This window comes from Aliiglaciecola aliphaticivorans, assembly GCF_054782055.1.
Genome location: NZ_BAAGTF010000019.1, coordinates 142,055 through 162,403, shown reverse-complemented (window position 1 = coordinate 162,403; position 20,349 = coordinate 142,055). Strand labels below are relative to the sequence as shown.

22 protein-coding genes and 1 tRNA gene are annotated in these 20,349 nt (G+C 41.3%); 7 read left to right on the top strand and 16 right to left on the bottom strand.

What is annotated here, in order from left to right; translation table 11 throughout:
• Positions 1–3: 3 nt before the first annotated feature.
• The 11 genes from flgJ to ACYVIL_RS11000 form a co-directional block, all read right to left on the bottom strand.
• Positions 4–1,026 carry a flagellar assembly peptidoglycan hydrolase FlgJ gene (gene flgJ, locus ACYVIL_RS11050; protein ID WP_460312475.1) on the bottom strand — a complete coding sequence of 341 codons (1,023 nt, stop codon included), beginning with the start codon at positions 1,024–1,026 and terminating at the stop codon, positions 4–6.
• A gap of 25 nt (positions 1,027–1,051) precedes the next feature.
• A complete protein-coding gene (locus tag ACYVIL_RS11045) occupies positions 1,052–2,134 on the bottom strand; it encodes a flagellar basal body P-ring protein FlgI (protein ID WP_460312542.1) in 1,083 nt (360 codons plus the stop codon).
• 41 nt (positions 2,135–2,175) lie between these two features.
• Positions 2,176–2,865 carry a flagellar basal body L-ring protein FlgH gene (gene flgH / locus ACYVIL_RS11040; RefSeq protein ID WP_303470289.1) on the bottom strand — a complete coding sequence of 230 codons (690 nt, stop codon included), beginning with the start codon at positions 2,863–2,865 and terminating at the stop codon, positions 2,176–2,178.
• Positions 2,866–2,876: 11 nt separating this feature from the next.
• Positions 2,877–3,665 carry a flagellar basal-body rod protein FlgG gene (flgG, locus tag ACYVIL_RS11035; protein WP_303470291.1) on the bottom strand — a complete coding sequence of 263 codons (789 nt, stop codon included), beginning with the start codon at positions 3,663–3,665 and terminating at the stop codon, positions 2,877–2,879.
• 29 nt (positions 3,666–3,694) lie between these two features.
• On the bottom strand, positions 3,695–4,438 hold the full coding sequence (locus ACYVIL_RS11030; RefSeq protein ID WP_460312474.1) for a flagellar basal body rod protein FlgF: 744 nt from the start codon (positions 4,436–4,438) through the stop codon (positions 3,695–3,697).
• 180 nt (positions 4,439–4,618) lie between these two features.
• Entirely contained in the window at positions 4,619–6,001 is a 1,383-nt protein-coding gene (flgE, locus tag ACYVIL_RS11025) for a flagellar hook protein FlgE (RefSeq protein ID WP_303470295.1), read from the bottom strand.
• 39 nt (positions 6,002–6,040) lie between these two features.
• Positions 6,041–6,727, bottom strand: coding sequence for a flagellar hook assembly protein FlgD (locus ACYVIL_RS11020; protein ID WP_303470296.1), 687 nt, complete (start codon positions 6,725–6,727; stop codon positions 6,041–6,043).
• Between the two features lie 26 nt (positions 6,728–6,753).
• Positions 6,754–7,176 carry a flagellar basal body rod protein FlgC gene (flgC, locus tag ACYVIL_RS11015; RefSeq protein ID WP_303470298.1) on the bottom strand — a complete coding sequence of 141 codons (423 nt, stop codon included), beginning with the start codon at positions 7,174–7,176 and terminating at the stop codon, positions 6,754–6,756.
• Complete coding sequence (gene flgB / locus ACYVIL_RS11010; protein ID WP_303470301.1) at positions 7,173–7,577, bottom strand: flagellar basal body rod protein FlgB; 405 nt, start codon at positions 7,575–7,577, stop codon at positions 7,173–7,175. Before flgB ends, flgC begins: the two co-directional genes overlap by 4 nt.
• A 105-nt stretch (positions 7,578–7,682) precedes the next feature.
• Positions 7,683–8,519, bottom strand: a complete 837-nt coding sequence (locus ACYVIL_RS11005) for a CheR family methyltransferase (RefSeq protein WP_303470303.1) — start codon at positions 8,517–8,519, stop codon at positions 7,683–7,685.
• Between the two features lie 29 nt (positions 8,520–8,548).
• Positions 8,549–9,475 carry a chemotaxis protein CheV gene (locus ACYVIL_RS11000; protein WP_460312473.1) on the bottom strand — a complete coding sequence of 309 codons (927 nt, stop codon included), beginning with the start codon at positions 9,473–9,475 and terminating at the stop codon, positions 8,549–8,551.
• Positions 9,476–9,645: 170 nt separating this feature from the next.
• On the opposite strand from ACYVIL_RS11000, the gene flgA reads away from it, so the two are divergent.
• The 3 genes from flgA to ACYVIL_RS10985 all read left to right on the top strand — a co-directional run bounded on the left by flgA (position 9,646) and on the right by ACYVIL_RS10985 (position 11,334).
• On the top strand, positions 9,646–10,377 hold the full coding sequence (gene flgA / locus ACYVIL_RS10995; RefSeq protein ID WP_460312472.1) for a flagellar basal body P-ring formation chaperone FlgA: 732 nt from the start codon (positions 9,646–9,648) through the stop codon (positions 10,375–10,377).
• 150 nt (positions 10,378–10,527) lie between these two features.
• Entirely contained in the window at positions 10,528–10,860 is a 333-nt protein-coding gene (gene flgM, locus ACYVIL_RS10990) for a flagellar biosynthesis anti-sigma factor FlgM (RefSeq protein ID WP_303470313.1), read from the top strand.
• Between the two features lie 48 nt (positions 10,861–10,908).
• Positions 10,909–11,334 (top strand): flagella synthesis protein FlgN, encoded by a 426-nt coding sequence (locus ACYVIL_RS10985; RefSeq protein ID WP_460312471.1) that lies wholly within the window; start codon positions 10,909–10,911, stop codon positions 11,332–11,334.
• Positions 11,335–11,401: 67 nt separating this feature from the next.
• Here the strand turns inward: ACYVIL_RS10985 and ACYVIL_RS10980 are convergent, their stop codons facing one another.
• Entirely contained in the window at positions 11,402–11,866 is a 465-nt protein-coding gene (locus tag ACYVIL_RS10980; protein WP_303470318.1) for an LPP20 family lipoprotein, read from the bottom strand.
• 315 nt (positions 11,867–12,181) lie between these two features.
• Between ACYVIL_RS10980 and ACYVIL_RS10975 the strand changes: the two genes are divergently transcribed.
• Both ACYVIL_RS10975 and ACYVIL_RS10970 read left to right on the top strand, forming a co-directional pair.
• Positions 12,182–13,360 carry a flagella assembly protein FlgT gene (locus ACYVIL_RS10975; RefSeq protein ID WP_460312470.1) on the top strand — a complete coding sequence of 393 codons (1,179 nt, stop codon included), beginning with the start codon at positions 12,182–12,184 and terminating at the stop codon, positions 13,358–13,360.
• Between the two features lie 171 nt (positions 13,361–13,531).
• Positions 13,532–13,608: transfer RNA gene (locus ACYVIL_RS10970), tRNA-Arg, on the top strand.
• Between the two features lie 73 nt (positions 13,609–13,681).
• Here ACYVIL_RS10970 and ACYVIL_RS10965 read toward each other — a convergent pair.
• A complete protein-coding gene (locus ACYVIL_RS10965) occupies positions 13,682–14,131 on the bottom strand; it encodes a response regulator (protein WP_303470322.1) in 450 nt (149 codons plus the stop codon).
• Between the two features lie 290 nt (positions 14,132–14,421).
• A complete protein-coding gene (locus tag ACYVIL_RS10960) occupies positions 14,422–16,248 on the bottom strand; it encodes a cation:proton antiporter (protein ID WP_460312469.1) in 1,827 nt (608 codons plus the stop codon).
• Between the two features lie 381 nt (positions 16,249–16,629).
• On the opposite strand from ACYVIL_RS10960, the gene ACYVIL_RS10955 reads away from it, so the two are divergent.
• Positions 16,630–17,244, top strand: a complete 615-nt coding sequence (locus ACYVIL_RS10955; protein WP_460312468.1) for a MarC family protein — start codon at positions 16,630–16,632, stop codon at positions 17,242–17,244.
• Positions 17,245–17,323: 79 nt separating this feature from the next.
• On the opposite strand, the gene ACYVIL_RS10950 is transcribed toward ACYVIL_RS10955, so the two are convergent.
• Positions 17,324–19,207 (bottom strand): M1 family metallopeptidase, encoded by a 1,884-nt coding sequence (locus ACYVIL_RS10950; RefSeq protein WP_460312467.1) that lies wholly within the window; start codon positions 19,205–19,207, stop codon positions 17,324–17,326.
• A 116-nt stretch (positions 19,208–19,323) separates the two neighbouring features.
• On the opposite strand from ACYVIL_RS10950, the gene smrA reads away from it, so the two are divergent.
• On the top strand, positions 19,324–19,908 hold the full coding sequence (gene smrA, locus ACYVIL_RS10945) for a DNA endonuclease SmrA (RefSeq protein WP_303470330.1): 585 nt from the start codon (positions 19,324–19,326) through the stop codon (positions 19,906–19,908).
• A gap of 82 nt (positions 19,909–19,990) precedes the next feature.
• On the opposite strand, the gene ACYVIL_RS10940 is transcribed toward smrA, so the two are convergent.
• On the bottom strand, positions 19,991–20,125 hold the full coding sequence (locus tag ACYVIL_RS10940) for a hypothetical protein (RefSeq protein WP_303470333.1): 135 nt from the start codon (positions 20,123–20,125) through the stop codon (positions 19,991–19,993).
• Positions 20,126–20,349 lie beyond the last annotated feature (224 nt).

Below are 20,349 nucleotides of genomic sequence, written 5' to 3'. Positions count from 1 at the left end.
CTGTTATTGCGCATTTTGTTTGCCAAACCCTAGTGTAGAAAACGCTGACTTAAAGGTGTCGCTATTCAATACCGACAGAATTTTATTAGCGTATTGAGGGTCGGTAGCGTATCCAGCGGTTTGTAGCGCACTGAAATACGCTTCAGGGTCATTCACGTTTTCTAACGCTTGTTGGTATCTTGGGTTGTCCGTTACAAAAGAAACATAATCTTTTAGACCATCGGCAAAAGAGTCATAGGTTCTAAACTGCGCTTTTTGTTGTTTAGCCACACCTTGATCAAATTCAACAGTATTGATTGCAGTGGTCTCTCCTTGCCAGCGATTGTCCGCTTTGATGCCAAACAAGTTGTGGGTATTTTGTCCACTTCCCGTATGGATCATGTATTGCCCCCACCCTGTCTCCACTGCAGCTTGAGCCAACAACGCTTTAGGATCGATACCCATTTTTTGAGCGATTTCTTGTGCATGGGGTAGCAAAGTTTGCATAAACTCCGACGGAGACGCAAAAGCACTTTGTTTAGTCGCACTCTGTTTAGGCGCATTTTGCATCGCTGAATTTTGTTGCATTACACTTTGATTAGTCTGTAAGGGATCATTATGACTTTGAGGATCTGCGTACTCTTTAGCCCTTTGATGAACCATATTCATCAAATTGGCGTTATCCCTAACCGCACTGGCAGGCATAAAACCGTTTTCACCGGGACTAAGTTGTTGCACGATCAACTCAGCAATCCCTACTCCTCCACGAGACGACAAATCAACGGCTAATTGCTGATCATGCATATCGCGATAAAACTTAACTTGCTGAGAATTGAACGGACTCTCTTTGTCAGCCAACGCATCTTGTGCTTTTCGCATTGATTTGAGCATCATTTGTACAAATATGGCTTCAAATTGCTTAGCGGCTTCATCTAATGCTTGTTTGTCACCACTTTGAGCTGCCTGACGCAAACTATCTATGCCCTTAAAATCATGGACATTGCGCGACATTTCTAGTTGTTGATCAATGTGGTTGTTCATTTCCATAATAAATTCACTGATTCACAAGCAATTAAATAACGATTAGCTCGCCTTGTAAGGCGCCAGCTTGTTGTAAGGCTTCAAGAATCGCCATTAAATCACCAGGTGCAGCGCCCACTTCGTTAACCGCACGAACTAATTCATCTAAACTCACACCTGGGTCAAATTTAAACATTCGACTATCATCCAAACTCACATCAACAATCGACTGATTAGTAACAGCAGTTTGCCCTTGGGCAAGTGCATTGGGTTGCGAAACCGTCTGATATTCTGAAATTGTGACCGTAAGGCCACCATGGGTTATTGCAGCTGGCAATAAACGTACATCTTTGCCAATCACAATAGTGCCTGTGCGGCTATTAATAATGACTTTTGCTGGCGCATCAGCTGGGGTAAACGTGAAGTTTTCCAAAGTCGCGACGAAACTCACCCTCTGCCCCACATCTCGAGGCGCAGAGACTCTCACCGAAGCGGCATCAATGGGCGTAGCTATCATATAGCCCATTTCAGGATCAGCGCCTAAACGCTGATTAATGGTGTCTGCCAAAGATTTGGCGGTGGAAAAATCTGGATAGTTCAAATTCAGGGTTAGGAAATCATTTTGCATCAAGCCACTAGGAACGGCTCGTTCCACCAAAGCGCCATTAACGATGCGCCCGACAGTAGGGGTATTGGACACAATTTTAGAGCCATCAGCCCCTTCTGCACCAAAACCACTGACCACTAGACTGCCTTGTGCTACGGCATAGACTTTGCCATCCAAGCCTTTTAAAAATGTTTGTAATAAGGTGCCGCCACGCAAGCTGGCCGCCTCACCCACTGATGAGACCGTAACATCTATTGTTTGCCCAGGTTTCATGAACGCCGGTAATTCAGCATGAACCGCCACAGCTGCCACATTCTTGATTTTTGGTTTTACGGTTGAAGATAGGCTAATCCCAAAATTACTTAACATAGTTCGGAAACTTTGTTCGGTAAACGGACTTTGCTCGCCGGTGCCAGGTAAACCCACAACTAAGCCATATCCAACTAGCTGGTTACTTCGCACCCCTTGGATAGAAGCAAGATCTTTAATTCGCTGTGCATGGGCAAATGGAGTCACTAGCACCACCATCAGCAAATAAATAAGAGATGAACGTAAGGTTGAAGTTTTCATTAAAACGGCCACCACTGTGAAGAGAAGAATTTATTCAACCAGCCTTGTTTTTGCGCATTCGCAAAGGTACCCGTGCCACTGTATTGAATACGTGCATTGGCAATTTTGGTTGAAACGATTTCATTGGTGGGACTAATATCAGCGGGACGTACAACTCCCGTTAAGCGGATATACTCATCGCCATTGTTTAAGGTTAACCATTTTTCGCCACGTACAACTAAATTTTGATTGGGTAAAACTTGTATAACGGTTACCGAAATATTACCGCTCAAATTATTACTTTGGTTCGCTTGGGCATCGCCTGTGAATTCGTTGTCGGCCCCCACACCTAGCTGGATACTTTGACCGCCAATGTTAACTGCTTCGCCACCTAAACCAATGACAGTATCAACATTAACATCTGTCTCTTTCGAGGTTGTTGTACCAGCAGATTTGGTAGCACTGGTATTTTCTTGCAGATTCACCGTAATAATATCGCCGATGCGTCGCGCTTTAACATCGGAATAAATACTGTTTGCCATGTCTGCCTGAAAAATTGCGCCATCTTGAGTTAGCTTTTGACGAGGCATATCTGGGATCACTGGTGCATAACTTGGATCATTAGGCGAAGGCCCTGCAATGGGAGAACTTACGCAGCCGCTAAGAACCAATGCACTCAGTGTAAATAGAATATAAGCGAACCTAGTCATAATTAACCCCACTATAGTTGCTGAATCACCTGACCCAACATCTGGTCAACGGATGAAATCACTTTTGAGTTCATTTCATACAGTCTCTGACTTTCAATTAAGTTAACCAATTCTTCGGTGACGTTAACATTGGAAGTCTCTAACGCGCCCTGAACCACAGTGCCTAACCCTTCCAGTCCTGGCACTCCTTGTATAGGTGCACCGCTTACTGCAGTTTCAACATACAAATTTTGACCAATTGGCTGCAATCCAGTTGGATTAATGAAGTTCGATAAACTCAGTTGCCCCAACACTGTGGGATCAGCTTGGCCACGAATAGAAGCTGATATTTCGCCATCTTGTGAAATGGTTATTTGCTGAGCATCTTCAGGGATTGTGATATTTGGCTGCAATAAGAAACCAGCGCCTGGTGTCACAATTTGTCCTTGATCATCTAAGGTAAATTGCCCGTTTCGGGTATAGGCAATACTGCCGTCAGGTTGAAGAATTTCGAAAAATCCGTGCCCTTGAATTGACATATCTAAGGCGTTATCAGTGGTCAGCATATTGCCTTGGGTATGAGATTTTTGGGTAGCAACAACTTTACTACCTGCACCTAACATTAACCCTGATGGCAACTCAGTATCCGCCGAAGAGCGACCGCCTGGTTGATTAATATTTTGATAGAGTAAATCTTCGAAGATCGCTCTATCCTTTTTAAATCCCACTGTACTGGCGTTCGCCAAGTTATTAGAGATCACCGATACATCTGTTTGTGCTGCATCAAGTCCGGTTTTACTTATCCAAAGTGCTGGGTGCATTATTCACCTCCGCTATTTAATGTTTAGTACTAAATTATTCTAAGTAGTTGATTGCCGCGCATATCTAAAGTGTCGGCCTTTTTCATCATCTTCACTTGCAATTCGTAATGACGTTGTAAGCTGATCATATTCACCATCTCGTCGATGGCATTTACGTTACTGCCTTCAACCATTCCAGTACGAAGTCGCACGTTGATATCTTCATTCGCTTCTTGACCGTTTTTCAGTCGAAATAAACCGTCTTCCCCACGCTTCATATCCGCCACATTGGGGTTAACTAGCTTTAACCTGCCTACTTCTTCCAATACCGTTTCAGGCGCTCCCTGGGGTCGAACTGAAATGGTACCGTCGTTAGCAATATTGATATTCGAAAGTGGAATGGGCAAAAATATGCCACCAGCATCCCCTAACACTGAGTTTCCACTGGCATCTTCAAGACCGCCATCTGGCCCCAATTGAAGACTACCTGCTCGGGTATAAGCTTCATTGCCTTGGGCATCAATTACGCTAAGCCAACCATCACCTTGAATTGCCACGTCTAATTCGCGATCGGTTTGGATCATTGCGCCACCCGCATAATTGTTGAAGGGTGATTCTGTCATTGAAAATACCCGAGTCGGCAAACCTTCGCCGTATGCCGGCATGGCTCTCGCATTTTCCAACATGGCTTTAAAACCATTGGTTTGCGCATTGGCTAAATTATTTGCGCGCACAGCCGTGCCCAATAGGTCTTGGCTGGCTCCGCTGGCTGAAATATAGAGTAATTTATCCATGACAACTTATTGACTCTGGTTAACGTAACCTAAAGGATTGCAATAAAGATGCCATCGGCACAGAAAATAGGGATTAAGATCACCCGAGCTCGACTAAATGATTAGGTAATGGGTATGCTTTGAAAAACAAACAAAAAAATACCGCTCATATTGGAGCGGTATTATGAAACTCAAACTAAGTTATCGAATATTTAAGATAGTTTGATTAAGCTGATTATTCACCTCAAGAGCCCGTGAGTTGGCCTGGAAGTTCCGCTGAGCAATAATCATGTCAATCAATTCCGTGGTTAAATTCACATTCGCTTGCTCAAGTGCTGATGAATTAACATCTCCAAAGGTTCCTGTGGTCGCCTCACCTGCTAGGGCTTCACCAGACAAAATACTCTCTTTCCACTGGGTACTACTTTGTTGAGTTAACCCCTGTTCATTAGCGAAACGAGCTAAAGCTACACGCACAACAGGCTCTGATGTACCGTTTGAGAAAGTGGCTCGAACTAATCCATCTGGGCCAATATCAATACCCGTGAGCCGCCCTACTGCAAGTCCATCTTGCTCCAATGAAGTAACTTCGAACGAAGAGGCAAACTGAGTTGGCTCATCAGCAGTTGCACTGCCAGTTTCAAGTGCGAAGTTAGTTGTAATAGTCTGAGTTGCATCAGAACCGTTTATCAACGGCGGGTTACCTAACTGAACAGTCGTCACATCGCCGGTCGCAACAGGCGTACCATCACCATTCTGAATACCAATAAAATCACCGCCGCTGCTGAATTGCATTCTAAAACCGGAAACCGCATCTGCCCCCAATGATACTGAACCCGCTATATTATTCGGATCTGTACCTGCTACGTTTTCAGTGTCACCTGCGGTATCAATGGCAGTGTCATCAACATAATTAACGACTACCCACTCATTGGTTGCAGCAGAGTCTTTCATAAAGTAGTAAGTCATTACATGGCTATCACCCAGGGAGTCGTATACGGTGATAGATGTAGCTGCGTTATAGGTAAGTGGATCGTCAGGATCAAAAAGGGTTATATCTTTAGCATCATCACCTGCTGGCAAATTAAAGCGAGGTGAAACTTCGGTGGTTTGTTGTGGTGAGCCTGAAGAGTCTGGAATTCTCACCGGAATAGTTGTGCTCAAAGCCACAGATGAAGACGTACCGTCAGCGTTAACCGGGAAGCCCATTAAATTATCACCGTTGGAGTTAACCACAAAGTTATCTTGATCAAGTTTAAACTGCCCAGCTCGCGTAAATGAGAAATCACGAGAGGTTATTTCAGGAGTAGTGGCAAAAAATCCGTTTCCAGTAATCGCCAGATCCAGTGCAGTATTGGTAAACTGAAGACTACCTTGAGAAAATTGCTGAGCAACATCTTGGGTTAATACCCCGTCACCTACTTTTGTATTGCCGGCTGCCAATAGCGACGAAGCATAGACGTCACCGAATTCAGCTCGCGATTCTTTAAAACCGACAGTATTTACGTTTGCAATATTATTTGCAGTGACATCTAGATCTTTTTGAGCAGCTGAAACACCGCTTAATGCTATGTTAAAAGACATCGTTTATTCTCTCCTAAACTAAAGGGCTAACATTTTTAATTAACCACCGATTTGAATGACATCACTCAAATTGACACTTGTTTCGCCATCCAAATTTAAAATGACACCTTGATTGTTACTTGCAAAACTGACGCTATCCACATGTCTATTAACCGCTGTGGGTAAAGTCGTCGATTCTCCGTTTTGCGTACCTTGTGCATACACAGCATAATCGCCAGCAGGCAAATCATTGCCGTTTGCATCTTTACCATCCCATGAAAATTGAATATTTCCCGCGGTCTGCGTACCCGCATCAATGGTTTTAATTAATTCACCGGATGCTGATTCAATGGTAATTTGTAAGTCTTGGGTAGTCTGGTCGGTAATCACCACCCCTGTCACACCAGTGCTGGTATCACTTAAATGACCAACATTACCTTGCAATAACACATCTTGACCGATTAGGCTTGATGCCTGTAGCGCTTGGTTTGAAGTCATGCTAGTGGCAAACTCAGTAAATTTAGTATTCAATGAATCTATGCCCTCAGAAATACTGAAACTAGTCATTTGCGACACCATTTGATCATTGTCTACAGGTTTAGTGGGATCTTGATTCGCCAATTGCTCGGTGAGCAAAGAGAAAAAATCTTCCTGGCTTAACCGTTCATTACTACCATCATCAATTGGTACAGTTTCTTCTTGCACATACAGGTTAGAGTCTAATCCTGTTGTTTTTGATATTTCCACGTTACTTTCCTCACTAAATCAGTGATTTACTGACCCTGACCAAGTTGCAATACACGTCTAAATATACGTTTGGTAGTGTCTGCCAGTTGAACATTGGTTTCATAAGATTTTGATGCAGACATCATGTCCGCCATTTCTTCAACCACATTCACATTGGGTTTATAGATATAACCGTTACTGTCTGCCATGGGGTGGCCTGGACTGTATTCGATTTGCAGTGGCTTTTGACTTTCGACTATACCTAGCACCTGCACGCCTGAACCTTGTGACTGTGACTCTGTTGCTCGTTGCATCTCAGCAGCAAAAACAGGATGGCGAGCCTTGTAAGTTTCGTCATAGCTACTGCTAACGCTGTTGGCATTGGCAATATTACTGGCTGTAGTATTCAATCGAACGCTTTCCGCACTCATGCCAGTGCTAGCAATGTCCATAACTCTAAATAAACTCATCCGCCTTGCCCTCCAGCTAGTGCTTTTTTCATACCTTTAATCTTGCCATTCAAAAATTGTATGCTTGCTTGATACCGCATGCCGTTTTCTAAAAAAGCATTACGCTCAGCTTGTACTTCTACGGTGTTACCGTCTCCAGTATCGGGCTGCAAAGGAATACGAAACTCAATACTGGCTTGAGATTGCATGGTTCCTTCGAAATGCTTTTCATGGGTACGGGTCATATTTTGCTGACGATCTTGATTTGCTGATTGCATGGCTTTTTGAAAATCGACACCACGTGCTTTATAACCAGGGGTGTTAGCATTAGCTAAATTCCCAGAAATAACTTCCATGGTGTCGGTTCTCACCTGCATTGCTCGACTATGAAGGCCGGTTAATTTATCAAGACTAATTGCCATACTGTTCTCAACTTAAAACTCGCTTGAGAAAAATTTAGCAAGGCCTATGCCAAGACATTTAGAATAAAAGGGAGGTAAACAGATGAAACAGTGTAACCGATTGAATCAATTGCTTTTTTTAATATAAAAGATACCTGGATTATTGCGTTCCAGACTAAACAATTGATTTAACTCTGCGATAGACTCAGAGGCGCCAAGGAATAAAGCTCCATGGTTTTGCAGGCAAGCGGCAATTTGTTGCAGGATTTTCCGCTTATTACTTAACGAGAAATAAATAAGCACATTTCGACAAAAAACCACATCAAAGCGACCTAAGCCGGAATAACTGTTTAACAGATTCTGCGGTTTAAAATGCACCATAGAAACGATTTCGTGATCCAGTTGCATATGGTTATTATCAACGGCTTTAAAAAAACGGTTTTTACGCTCGTCGGCTAAGCCTCTGCTTATTGAAATACTATCAAACTTACCTGTTTTAGCTCTTTTCAGCATCTCAGTTGAAATATCGGTGGCAACAATCTCAATACCATAAGGAAAAGCACGAGGATGAGACCTTTTGAACTCCTGAATACACATGGCAATGGAATAAGGTTCTTGCCCAGACGAACAGGCAGCACTCCAAATTCTAACTTTACGGTTTACACTCGCCAATTTAGTAAGCAGGGTTTTAGATAGAATCTCGAATGGATACTTGTCACGAAACCACAAGGTTTCGTTGGTTGTCATTGCGTCCACTACTTTTTCCCGCAGTTGGGCGGAACTGCCTTTATAGGCAATCTGAAGTAGTTCAGAAATACTCGTCAGATTCTCCTGACGCACTAAAGGACCAAGACGACTATAAACTAGGTAGCCTTTTTGCTCACTTAATACAATACCGCATTGTCGCTCTAAAAATTCCGCAAATTCCGAGAGTTCATGGGGCGCTAATTGATCTAATTTCAAATATCAAATTCCAACATAAAGTAAGCGCTTTATTTGTTAAACCATTTTTGCACCGCAGAGGCTAACTCATCGGGATGAAATTTAGCGATAAAGTCATCTGCCCCTACTTTTTGCACCATTGCTTGATTAAAAACACCACTTAAGGAGGTGTGCAAAACGACCTTAAGTTTACTCAACTCTGGCGTGTGCTTAATCTCTGCAGTAAGGGTATAACCATCCATTTCCGGCATTTCTATGTCAGACACTAGGACGCCGACTTTATCGGTAACATCACCAGTTTCTGCCGCGATTTGTTTTAAACGATTAAGGGCTTCGAGTCCGTTTTTAGCCATTTCTATCTTTAAACCCAGCGCTGTCAGCGCTTTCTTAACTTGGCTTCTCGCCACCGAAGAGTCGTCTGCAATAAAAATAATTTTATCATTTGCAGGGGATTCAGACATATTTAAATTAGCCGCTAAATCTTCACTCACTTCGGTTTTCAAAGGCGATATTTCGTTTAGAATTTTTTCCACATCAAGAATTTCAATTAACTCACCATCGACTTCGGTTACTGCGGTTAAATAACTCGCTCTTCCGGTACCTTGGGGAGGTGGCATAATAGCATCCCAATTGGTATTGATAATCCGCTCAACGGAACCGACTAAAAAGCCCTGCACAGAACGATTATATTCAGCAATAATGATAAACGCATTGGCGATATTTTCGATTTTTTTCCCGCCAGTAGCCATGCTTAAGTCGATCACTGAGATTGTTTGCCCCCGAACATGGGCTACCCCTCTAATTAGCGGGTTTTGTCGAGGTATTGAAGTCAATTGGGGGCATTGCAATACTTCACGCACTTTAAATACGTTAATGCCGAATCGTTGCCTGCGGTTTAGCCTGAATAACAACAATTCAAGTCGGTTTTGACCAACTATCTGTGTTCGCTGATTAACTGAGTCAAGAATTCCCGACATAAACCACCTCAATAAAATTTAAAATAGGCACAATTGTTGCGTTATCCCTATCAGAAAATACAAGTTTAACTAATATTAGCGTCAAAACTGGCTTTTGTGACTGAATTTTGACGTTTATCTTTGTTTGCTTTAAGAATCAATAAGCATAGACAAAACGGCGGCAACTGAACATGAAAATATCAACAAAACATGTAACTCGAAACATACTGAGTACTTTTTTCATTGCCGCTTTTGCCTTAAACAGCGCTTATGCTGGGCAGTCTAATGATATTGATACTAGCAAACAACAATTAACTCATGCCGTAGAAAACTACGTAACAAGTCAATTAAAACAATATACGCAAGTGAGCGATGGTAATTTGACGATAAAAACAATGCCACTAGATGAACGCATTGTCATTCCAGATTGTCCTGTACCCTATACAATTTCGGCAAGCAAAGAAGCCCTAGCGCAAAGCAACATTACCGTAAGAGCCAGTTGCGAGGAAACCAATTGGTACCTTTATATGATGGTAAAGGCAACCCGGGTACAACCTGTTGTGGTACTCACAACCTCTGTCAGCCCTGGCACAGTGTTAAATGAAAACGATGTTCGCGTAGTGATGCTGGATAAAAATCTAATACGCACCAGCACCTTTGCCGATATAAGTACAGTGGTGGGAGCGAGAATGAAAAAACGCAGTCGCCCTGGCCAACCGGTGGTTCCTGGTCAACTGTGTTTTGTTTGCAAAGGCGATAGTATATTAATTACAGCAAATACCGGTGGCGTCAGCATAAAGACCAAAGGAATTGCACAGCAAGATGGCAATTTAGGCGACACCATTGCGGTGAAGAATAGTAAATCTAATCGAGTGGTACACGCACAAGTTGTGAATCCACATCAAGTAGTTGTGCAGATATAATTTAATTAGCGTAAACTGTCTGTTATTACAGCTAATTAGCGACGGTTTAAGGTTATCTAAAAAATAGTTAATTTATTTCCAAATTTTTCTAAAGATCGTAAAGTTGCGGCCGATAAGATAAGTGAGGTAAATTAGGTATTCGAGGTCATTATGGCAATTAACAATGTAAATAGTGGAAATCAAAAGCCACAACTTGAGAATCAGAGGTTGAATCAACAACAATCTCAGAATCAAGCGACTGCGCAATCTGCAGCACAACAATCTAAATCTGCGGCAGTACCAAGACAGGACTCTGTATCCTTGACCCAATCTGCTCAGCAGTTAAGTCAGGTTCAAAAGAAATCATCAGAAGCGCCTGTTAATCAGGAAAAGGTCGACAAATTGAAAAAAGCCATCCAGAATGGTGAATATCGTGTTAACCCTGATGTGTTAGCGCAAAAAATTAGCAAACTCGAAGCTCAAGTATTTGGCATTAAAGATTAGATTTTAATGCCAAACTGGTTTAGCTTCTCAAAATAAAAGTAAAGCTAAATGAAGAACCTAATTACCCTCCTCGAAAAGCAAAAAGAACAACTCGATTCACTTATCGTATTACTTGAATCTGAACTGCATTTAATTGGCACCAGAGACGCTGAGTCTTTAACGACTGTTATCAATGACAAATCCAACCTATTAGAATCTATTGCCCAGACAGACAAAGCCATAGAGCAACAAATTGAGAAACAGCCTGATTGGGCAACAGAGCAAGGGGTGAAGGATTTATTTGATAAAATTAACCAATCTTTATCGCAATGTAAATTTAGAACTGAAATCAATCAAAAAGCAGTTGAACAAGGCCAATTGCGTCTGCAACATCTTCGCAGCTTATTGCTAGAGTCTCGTGCGAAAGAAACCATGACTTACGACAAGAGCGGTAAACCTAAAGGCGGCTCATCTGGCAAAAGCGTCACCGTTTAGGCGTTAGTTGCTGACGGAACCTAATAACCCACTCCAGTTTATCGACCTTAATTTTACTTTATTGAGCTTAGTAGTAACGCACTTTTTTAACTTGCTTAGGCTTGGCCGTACTCAAATATAGATCGTGTACTAAACTGAAATCCAATTCCAATTCTGTGGCATAGGAATCATTTCCAATAGGGTAACTTTTCACCACTCTGGCACCGCGAATAACACCTTGTACACTGGCCATCAATTGAGTATCGGTGAGCACTAAATTAGCTAACGATTGTTCACCGTCAATTTTTTGTCCATACACCTGTTCGGTCAATTCACGATAAGCATCCAGCTTCGAGGCTTTCACCGCCATTAATACTTTAGCCGATCTATCATTTCCACGTTGAGCGTCGATTGGCGCATAACCAATTGAACGGATAACAGGATAAGTTTCAGGCTCGATGGTTTCCCACTCCACCTGCTTATCGATGAGATTTTGACACCCGACTACACCGACTAAACAACCTACAATCACAAAGCTATATAGTAATTTCATATTTTTTCTCAATAATATTTAACAGCACATATTTGCTATATTGGATTTTCGTCATGTTTAAACCCAATTCGAACTGTCATCAGATTGTTTGCACTGCAATATTTGTTCCTTAAGATAAAAATCCGCCGGCAAATGTCGAAAATATGTATCCAATCAGAAGCAAGTGGTTAAATAATCCCCTTCCAAAAGAAAATAGGTACAAAAGATGCATTGAATTGTAACTACTATTGTTAATGCATTCCTTAGCAGTGGTAAGCACACAACTGACTGGGTGCTTACCGTTGTGAGTCTAAGCGCTAATTGGATATTTTGTAAATGAAACCAGCACATAATCGAATTTTCTCTGTGAAGTTAATCACATTCTTTTGTGCTTTTTCCGCTTTACTATTCTCTGCTTTATCCTCAGCAGCTTGGTTCGAGTCCAGTGGCCAAGCGGCAATTAGAAACGGCAATATTGAGCTAGCCCGGCAAAACGCGACCCAAGAAGCCATTAAGCAAGTGCTATTATTTGCCGGAGCGTCAGTTCATAGTGTGCAAAAGATGGCAAATGGGGTGTTGCAAAATGATGATTTAACCATTCGAGCCAGCGGCGAAGTAAATAGTATTGAACTCATTGATGAAATTTCGAAAGATGGCTATCTCACCGTTTCCATACGAGCAGATATCTTTCCCAATAAAAGTGTATGTCAGGCATCGCAATACCCTAAAAACATCGTCACCACCTGGCATCCTCTGGAAAAAAGAGAACAGGCTACCACGGGTAATATCTTTGAAATTGGCACGATTTTGCCAGAAATGCTGCAACGAAATTTCCAACACTTCGCTCAGCAATCAAGTATCCAAACCATTTTGCCTTTTTACTATAAACAACAACCTATCACGTTGATAAATGATGCGATGGCGTTAGCAAAGCAATCAAACGCTCAGTACGTATTAACCGCTAAGGTCAAAGATATTAGTCTAAACAAAACAAAATCATCAAACTGGGCACTGTGGAATAGCCCTTCCCCTTCCCGTAACTTCAGCTACCAAGTCGCCCTGATTGACGGTTATACAGGTTCATTACTGTGGCAAAAATCCTATCATTCCACCGCACCTTGGGAGTTCGATACCCATCAAAGTGTTGATATCAACAGCAATGTGTTGTGGCAAAGCCCTTACGGAGAATCAATATCATCCATTATGCAAGACATAGCCATCAATGTGGATGAACAGCTAGCCTGCGCGCCTACCTATGGACGCATTATTCAAGTAAGAGGTGAACAACTCACACTGGATATTGGCAGCAACCAAGGCATTTTAAAAGGCGATGAGTTCACCCTTTTTCAGCTGCAGCAAATTCTGAATCCACAAGGTAAAACCTTTACTCAGTTCAACTTACACCCTACGCCAGTTAAAGTAGTGAGCATTTCCCCAAACACCGCGGTGGCAATATCCAAAGACGGTAGTTTATTGGGAAATATTCAAGCCAATGACTTTGTCTCCAAACAATAATTGAAGTGATCAGTTTAAATATCTGAGCGGCTAGCGGGCATATTTAGACTAACCAAAGATATACTGAAACCTATCAACCTAATCTAATTAATCATTAAAATCTGATGACTCCAGACTTGTTTTATTACCATCAAATTAGGTATAGTCTTGCCCCTTAAAAATTTCGAAAATGTCTCCTTAGCTCAGCTGGATAGAGCGACCCCCTCCTAAGGGGTAGGCCAGAGGTTCGAATCCTCTAGGAGACGCCACTTCCTGAGTAAATGAATAACTGGGAAACTTGTTTGAGGGTTAGGTTAAGCGTGACACTTAAATGGATAGGCGCTAATCAATGATAATTTGCGCTTGGCAGAACCAGAAGTTGATCAAATCTTTCATTAATTCTACTAAATCAACGTAGTTATTAGGCTTTGTTAAATACGCGTTGCTGCCCAGAAAGTAACATTCTTTTATATCAATTTCAGAATCTGATGTGGTGAAAATTATCACTGGAATATGTTTAATTTTTGGATTTTGTTTAATTTCCTCTAACGCTTCTCTTCCAGATTTACGCGGCATATTTAAGTCTAACAGGATTAAATTTGGCAATACTTCTGCTGTGTTCAGTAGAGAAATTAGTTCTTCTCCATCTTGAGCAAACTTAATTTTTTCCAACGCCAAATTATTTTCAGTTAGCGCATCTCGGATCAACTCTTGATCATCTAAATCATCTTCAGCGACTAAAATATGATTGACCGCCCGAAGATTTTTAGCAACTAAACTCATATCGTTCATGGTTGGAACCCGCCTTCCCTTACAGAGGTTTTTATTATGATTTTCCGTCTAAAATATATCACAAGGTTGTGATTGATAATAACGATAAAACCGCCTAGCGCGGAAGACAATTTAAGCTCTCAACTAGGTTGTTAAGATACATTTTAACAAAACGGAAACCCACCCCTTTGCTTGCCATTAACCTGAATATCCCGTTTCATCACACCACAATAAGCAGACCGATTCTCTTATCTAATAGCAAGTGTAAAGAATATTATTATCGTTAATTGACAGTGGTTGCCTTACTTTTGTTATTTATCATCCTTCGAATTAGTCGCTGGTTCAGAATCGGTCTCTTTAGGGATAACCAAACTCATTATGCGCCATCCGGCCTTAGGATCAACAGACTTTTTATTGGTCAGCATTCGCAATTTATTATGGCTATCGAAGGCACATAAAACCAGTAAATTACCTTCATACTCTTGTAAATAATCATCCATTGAAAAACTTTCAGTTAATTGAGTGGTTTTAATTTTTGCGCCTTTTGCTACCCAACTCGCTAACTTTCCATAGGTGACGCCATCAGCAAATAACCCCAGCTTTTTTGCATACGACTCTGATATTTGATGGCTAGGTCGTTGTTGCTGCTCATTATTGCTCAAGCCTAAAACGGTTCCTTTACCCAATTCATCTTCAAAATGAAAAGTCACCATAGGATTCAGTTGGCGATAGGGTGACATAACTAGCACTCGTCCAAATAATGTTAGATCCAACGTCCGAGATGCATGTTCAGACATCGGGTTGCCAAAATAAGTGGGGATATTTTGCATTCTAGCGGAACGAATAGCATCCCAGTTAGTGTCCGCAACACAGACATTAATATCATTGTCCATTAGTTCTTTAGCAAACATCCGACAGAACGCACCGCCACCAAATATCAAATAGCCATTCGGTTTAGGGGCTCGAATACCCAACCATTGGGCAACATGAACTGCGGTTAGGCTTTGCACCACAACAGTAGAAATAATGACTAAAAAAACCAGGGGCACAAGAATTTCTATTTGTGCATAGTTAAGGGCTTCTAACTTTAATGAGAACAAAGCAGACACTGCAGCGGCAACAATCCCCCTTGGCGCTACCCAGCTTAAAAACGCCTGTTCTCGCCAATTAAGTCCTGTTTTAAGGGAGGAAACCATCACCGAAATCGGCCGGACGATAAACATAATCGCCAGCAGAACAATGATAGCGCCCCATCCAACATTGAGAATTGAATCTAACTGAATTCTCGAGGCCAGTAAGATAAATAAGCCAGAAATTAACAATACACTTAAGGTTTCTTTAAATTCTAAAATATCATCAACATCCACATCACGCATATTGGCCAGCCACATCCCCATAATCGTCACAGTCAGTAAACCTGACTCATGGGCTATCATGTTGGAACCGGCAAATGCACCTAACATTAACGTTAGAACGGCTGTATTGCGCAAATAATGAGGAATGAGATTTTTTCTCAAAGCAAGTCCCATTAGATACCCCATAACGGCCCCTACTCCCAGTCCTATACTGACGGTAAGACTAAACGCCCATAAGGTGTGACTGAGGGCATCTTGAGTGGAAATGATGTACTCATAAACGAGCACCGCCAACAATGCACCGATGGGGTCTATAATAATACCTTCCCACCTCAGAATGTTGGCTAATTTGTTACTAGGGCGAACAGTACGAAGCATGGGAACAATGACTGTAGGCCCAGTCACAGTAACAATAGCGCCAAATAAAAAGGCCATTTCCCATGACATATCTAACACAATATGGGTTATCACAGCCACTAAACACCAGGTTAAAACAGCCCCTGATGTACATAGGTTTCGGACCATAGAGCCATGACCGCGTAAATCTTCAAATCGAAGGGTTAAGGCTCCTTCGAACAGAATAATGGCCACAGAAAGTGATACGACAGGAAACAATAAGTCGCCAAAAATTTGGTCTGCATTTATGATCCCGGTTCCAGGACCAACAATAATACCAACCAAAAGAAGCGGTAAAATTGCAGGTAATTTTATCCGATAGGCGAAATACTGACAAAAAATGGATAACAATCCAACCAAAACCAGTCCAGCAGTAATATCAATCAAATACTTTCCTTAATGTGTGTTAGTTACACTTTTTGACTACGTTCATAGCTTCACCACATAGTCGTTATGAGCCATAGATACTCGAAACAAAGACTAAAGCATGTTGTAAATTATTCAACCGCCCCCACATAGACAGCAAATCACTTTTATACAGGTTACTAAGCTTCGATACAATTAAACTTCTCGGCATTTTAACTACGTTAACTCTGGCATAAAAGTTTACAGTCTCAGTAGCATTCTAAATCAAAAACCTAACAACTAATTTCATTGGAAACGCCTCATAAAACATAACCTATTGCACTCGCTCCTTTAATTAAAGAATACAACCGCAACACCTAACCCTGTAATCAACTGATATATTCAACGAGAATTAATGAAAACATGATGGAACAAATACTAAATGACTTTTTGATAATTTGGGCAACGATAGACCCAATCGGGACCATGGCACTATTCGCTGGCCTCACAGCCAGTCTTTCCCCGTCAGAGCGCCGTAAAACCGCATTTAAAACTATCATCTATTCAAGTGCGGTACTTTTAGGCGCAATTGTAGTTGGCCAGATAATCCTTACCGCGATGGGAATTAGTTTGCTTTCATTTAAAGTTGCCGGCGGCATTATTTTATTTTTATTTGGGCTTAAAATGATTTTTGATGACAGTTCGCCCAGAAACGAAATGGATCGAGAGCACAACATGGCGGTGTTTCCTCTTGCTATACCCGCCACAGCATCACCAGGTGCAATTTTAGCAGTCATCCTATTAACCGATAACTATACCCACCCCATTCATCAACAAATAACCACCACTTTGGTGATGTTTAGTATTTTGCTAATTACCCTGGGGTTGTTGTTATTGTCAGGGCGCATACTGCGCATTATTGGCTCAGGAGGCGCATCCATTCTTACCCGCATAATGGGCATAATTTTAGCGGCGCTCTCTGTCGAATTTGTCGTTGAAGCCTTATCCATTGAGAAGTGGATAAGCAGTTTTTCGTAAACAAAAGAATAAGAATCAAAAAGGGAGCTGATTAAGCTCCCTTTTTCAAACGTTCAAATAAACGAATGGTTAAAGCCGATTATTCAACAAATTTCTTATTAACACGCACAGTGAGCGGATGATAACCAGGTTTAGCTTCTTCAAACGCTCGTTTAGCAAATGCCTTACCTTCCACGGTTTTTGATAACTCTTTGTACAATGGTTTCACTAATTTATTACGACCAATGTTTACCAAGTAACTATGCAGCCTCTCGTAGGCAGGCTTATATTGGTTTTTAACCGCAATAAGTAACCAGCTATGGGCAATTTCATTATTCTTGCTTGCTGTAAGTTGAAAAGCATCATCAAGGGCGCTTAATTGTGATTCATTTAACTCATCTGGCATATTGTTTAGGAAATACAACCACTGATGAACAGTCCAACCTTGAGTATCAACTTGTTTGGCACTCAAACTTCCTTCTAACCAAGCATTGCGAGCGGTATCAACTTTACTAAAGGCATCTGACTCAGGAGCAGGTGCCCCCTCGGGAATACCCGGTTCAAAAATCCACTGTTGAATACGTTCTTTGTCTAAAACATCAGCATAAGTGGTCAATAGGGTTTTATCTAAATAGTTAACAAATTGGTCGGTTGTGATGCTCTCAAACGCAAAGTGATTGAAATATTCGAGTAGAAACTTATCGAAGTTATCACGCCCTATTTTTTGTTCTATTTCACGTAAAAATAATGCACCTTTTTCATAAGGGATATTTGAAAACACATCATCAGGATTACGTCCTCGCAAATCTATCGCTAATATTTCATCGTTATCTGGCAAGGCTGCAATATCAGCTTCTAGATCTTGGTATCCCAATACAGCTTCCATATTGTAGCGATCAGTACCGTAGATCATTTCCATAATCCGATAAGTTAAGTAGGTAGTGAAACCTTCGTTAAGCCACAGGTCACGCCAAGTGGCATTCGTCACAGTATTACCTGACCAACTATGGGCAAGTTCATGGGCAATGAGAGACACTAAACTCTTGTCGCCAGCGATAACCGTTGGGGTAATGAAAGAAAGTCGAGGATTTTCCATTCCACCAAAGGGAAATGATGGCGGGAGTATCAATAAATCGTAACGATCCCAGCTATAAGGTCCATAGGTCTTTTCTGTTGCCTCTAGCATACTTTCTGTATCTTCAAACTCTTTGGCTGCTGCATCAAGTATTGAAGGTTCAGCGTAAACACCTGTGCGTTCCCCCATAGCCTTAAAGTGCAAGTCACCAATAGCCAACGCAATCAAATAAGAAGGAATGGGTTGTGGCATATTAAATTCATACACACCATCGCGCTCTGTATCTGGGTCATTGGCGGCACTCATCACCGCAAGTAGCTCTTCAGGTGTGCGAATGGTAGCCGTATAAGTCACTCTCACCAGTGGTGAGTCTTGCAAAGGTATGAAACTACGTGCGTGAACGGCTTGGGCTTGGGTAAACAAAAATGGAAATTGTTTACCTGCGGTTTGCTCAGGAGTTAACCACTGCGCGCCTGAAGCCTCTTTTGAAGTATGATAATTAATCGTTACCTGATTGCCTGATTTTGGCAATGTAATGCGTAATGCAGAGCCTAAATTCGGATCTTCTTTTTGCAATTCAAACGCTAAAGGGACATTGCCGGCTGTCACCTCTAAAATGGTTAATCCGCGAGTATCTAAAATTAAGGTTTCACTTTGCTCATCCACCTTTTGATAGGTCAGCGTTGCCGTGCCTATCAGCTGATGTTTTTCAAAGTCAGCGGTTAGATCTAAATCGATATGTGACACTTTCACTTCATCGGGATTAGCAAAAGAATGATAATCTTTAGCATTGTCTATTTGCGTTTGTTTTGGTGTTTGTTGTACTTTGGTTTCGGAAGGTTGTTCTGGATTGGAGCAAGCCAATAAGGTGGTTACCCAAAAAAACGCAAGATAGCGAATACTTTTCATATATTTTCCTAGTGAACTTTTTCGCTAATTGTGACATAAAACTAGTTAGAACCGAAATCAAAGGCCGCAAATTATCTGCAGGTTAACTAAAAGCATAATTTTCAAAAGGGGTTGAGATGTCTAGACAAAATAACGAAGAAATTTCGACGTTTATGGATGCTATGCAAGATGTCAAACCACTTCCTAAACAAGATAAAGTGCTATCCTTAAAAGCAAAGCCAACCCTCGCACAGAGCTTAAAGCGTGAGGCATTGCAACGAGATTTAAATTTAGCTCAGAATTACTTGAGCACTGAACACGTAGAGCCTCTTGATCCCTATGATCACCTCATATACAAAAAGCCTGGGGTACAGGAAGGTGTATTTAAAAATTTACGTTTGGGGAAATACAAAATTGATTCTGTGCTGAATTTACAGCAGTACAAATTTGAACAAGCTCGACAAGCTCTGTTTGAAACCATTCTTCAATCTCAGCAAAAAGGTATTCGCACATTATTAGTGAAACATGGAATCGGATTGAACAGCCAACCCTTCCCAGCTTTTCTGAAGAGTTACGTGCAAAAATGGTTACAGCAAATGCCGCAAGTTTTGGCTTTTCATACTGCGCAAAAATACCATGGTGGTTCGGCATCAGTGTATGTTCTGCTGAAAAAAAGTGAGACAGAGAAAGCTACTAATCGAGAATTACATCGAAAAAAGTAATCTCAATACGAGCAAACAAAACGTGTGAATAAGTATTTGCAAACAGTATTAATATAATGTCTTTCTAAGTACAAGTACTCAATTAGATTTGAGTATGTTTAATCTCATCAGACATTGTCTGCGAACTTGCGGGAGTGCTAACAACAGCTAAAACAACGAGGAAAAGTACGGTGGCGAACACACCTGTTAATCCAAAACCTTTTGACGAACGATTCATTTTATTTCTCTTATTATTATTTTGAAATTGTAATTGTTGTCGGTAAGTTTATGTAAAGTCCATTTGCGGGTAGAATCATCGCTGATAACTATACCTATTGTAGACTTTAGTCTAAACCTGTTTTTTTAAATTGACAAGGGTTTATTTAATTAAATCAAGGATCTAACTAATAAAAACAAATTTCAAAAAAAGCGCCTAAAAAATTAGGCGCTAGAAATTCTAAC

Coding starts and splice junctions, on each gene's coding strand:
- flgJ (WP_460312475.1), bottom strand. CDS start 1,026: ATGGAAATGAACAACCACATTGATCAACAACTAGAAATGTCGCGCAAT.
- ACYVIL_RS11045 (WP_460312542.1), bottom strand. CDS start 2,134: ATGGTGGTGCTAGTGACTCCATTTGCCCATGCACAGCGAATTAAAGAT.
- flgH (WP_303470289.1), bottom strand. CDS start 2,865: ATGACTAGGTTCGCTTATATTCTATTTACACTGAGTGCATTGGTTCTT.
- flgG (WP_303470291.1), bottom strand. CDS start 3,665: ATGCACCCAGCACTTTGGATAAGTAAAACCGGACTTGATGCAGCACAA.
- ACYVIL_RS11030 (WP_460312474.1), bottom strand. CDS start 4,438: ATGGATAAATTACTCTATATTTCAGCCAGCGGAGCCAGCCAAGACCTA.
- flgE (WP_303470295.1), bottom strand. CDS start 6,001: ATGTCTTTTAACATAGCATTAAGCGGTGTTTCAGCTGCTCAAAAAGAT.
- flgC (WP_303470298.1), bottom strand. CDS start 7,176: ATGAGTTTATTTAGAGTTATGGACATTGCTAGCACTGGCATGAGTGCG.
- flgB (WP_303470301.1), bottom strand. CDS start 7,577: ATGGCAATTAGTCTTGATAAATTAACCGGCCTTCATAGTCGAGCAATG.
- ACYVIL_RS11000 (WP_460312473.1), bottom strand. CDS start 9,475: ATGTCGGGAATTCTTGACTCAGTTAATCAGCGAACACAGATAGTTGGT.
- flgA (WP_460312472.1), top strand. CDS start 9,646: ATGAAAATATCAACAAAACATGTAACTCGAAACATACTGAGTACTTTT.
- flgM (WP_303470313.1), top strand. CDS start 10,528: ATGGCAATTAACAATGTAAATAGTGGAAATCAAAAGCCACAACTTGAG.
- ACYVIL_RS10985 (WP_460312471.1), top strand. CDS start 10,909: ATGAAGAACCTAATTACCCTCCTCGAAAAGCAAAAAGAACAACTCGAT.
- ACYVIL_RS10980 (WP_303470318.1), bottom strand. CDS start 11,866: ATGAAATTACTATATAGCTTTGTGATTGTAGGTTGTTTAGTCGGTGTA.
- ACYVIL_RS10975 (WP_460312470.1), top strand. CDS start 12,182: ATGAAACCAGCACATAATCGAATTTTCTCTGTGAAGTTAATCACATTC.
- ACYVIL_RS10965 (WP_303470322.1), bottom strand. CDS start 14,131: ATGAACGATATGAGTTTAGTTGCTAAAAATCTTCGGGCGGTCAATCAT.
- ACYVIL_RS10955 (WP_460312468.1), top strand. CDS start 16,630: ATGATGGAACAAATACTAAATGACTTTTTGATAATTTGGGCAACGATA.
- ACYVIL_RS10950 (WP_460312467.1), bottom strand. CDS start 19,207: ATGAAAAGTATTCGCTATCTTGCGTTTTTTTGGGTAACCACCTTATTG.
- smrA (WP_303470330.1), top strand. CDS start 19,324: ATGTCTAGACAAAATAACGAAGAAATTTCGACGTTTATGGATGCTATG.
- ACYVIL_RS10940 (WP_303470333.1), bottom strand. CDS start 20,125: ATGAATCGTTCGTCAAAAGGTTTTGGATTAACAGGTGTGTTCGCCACC.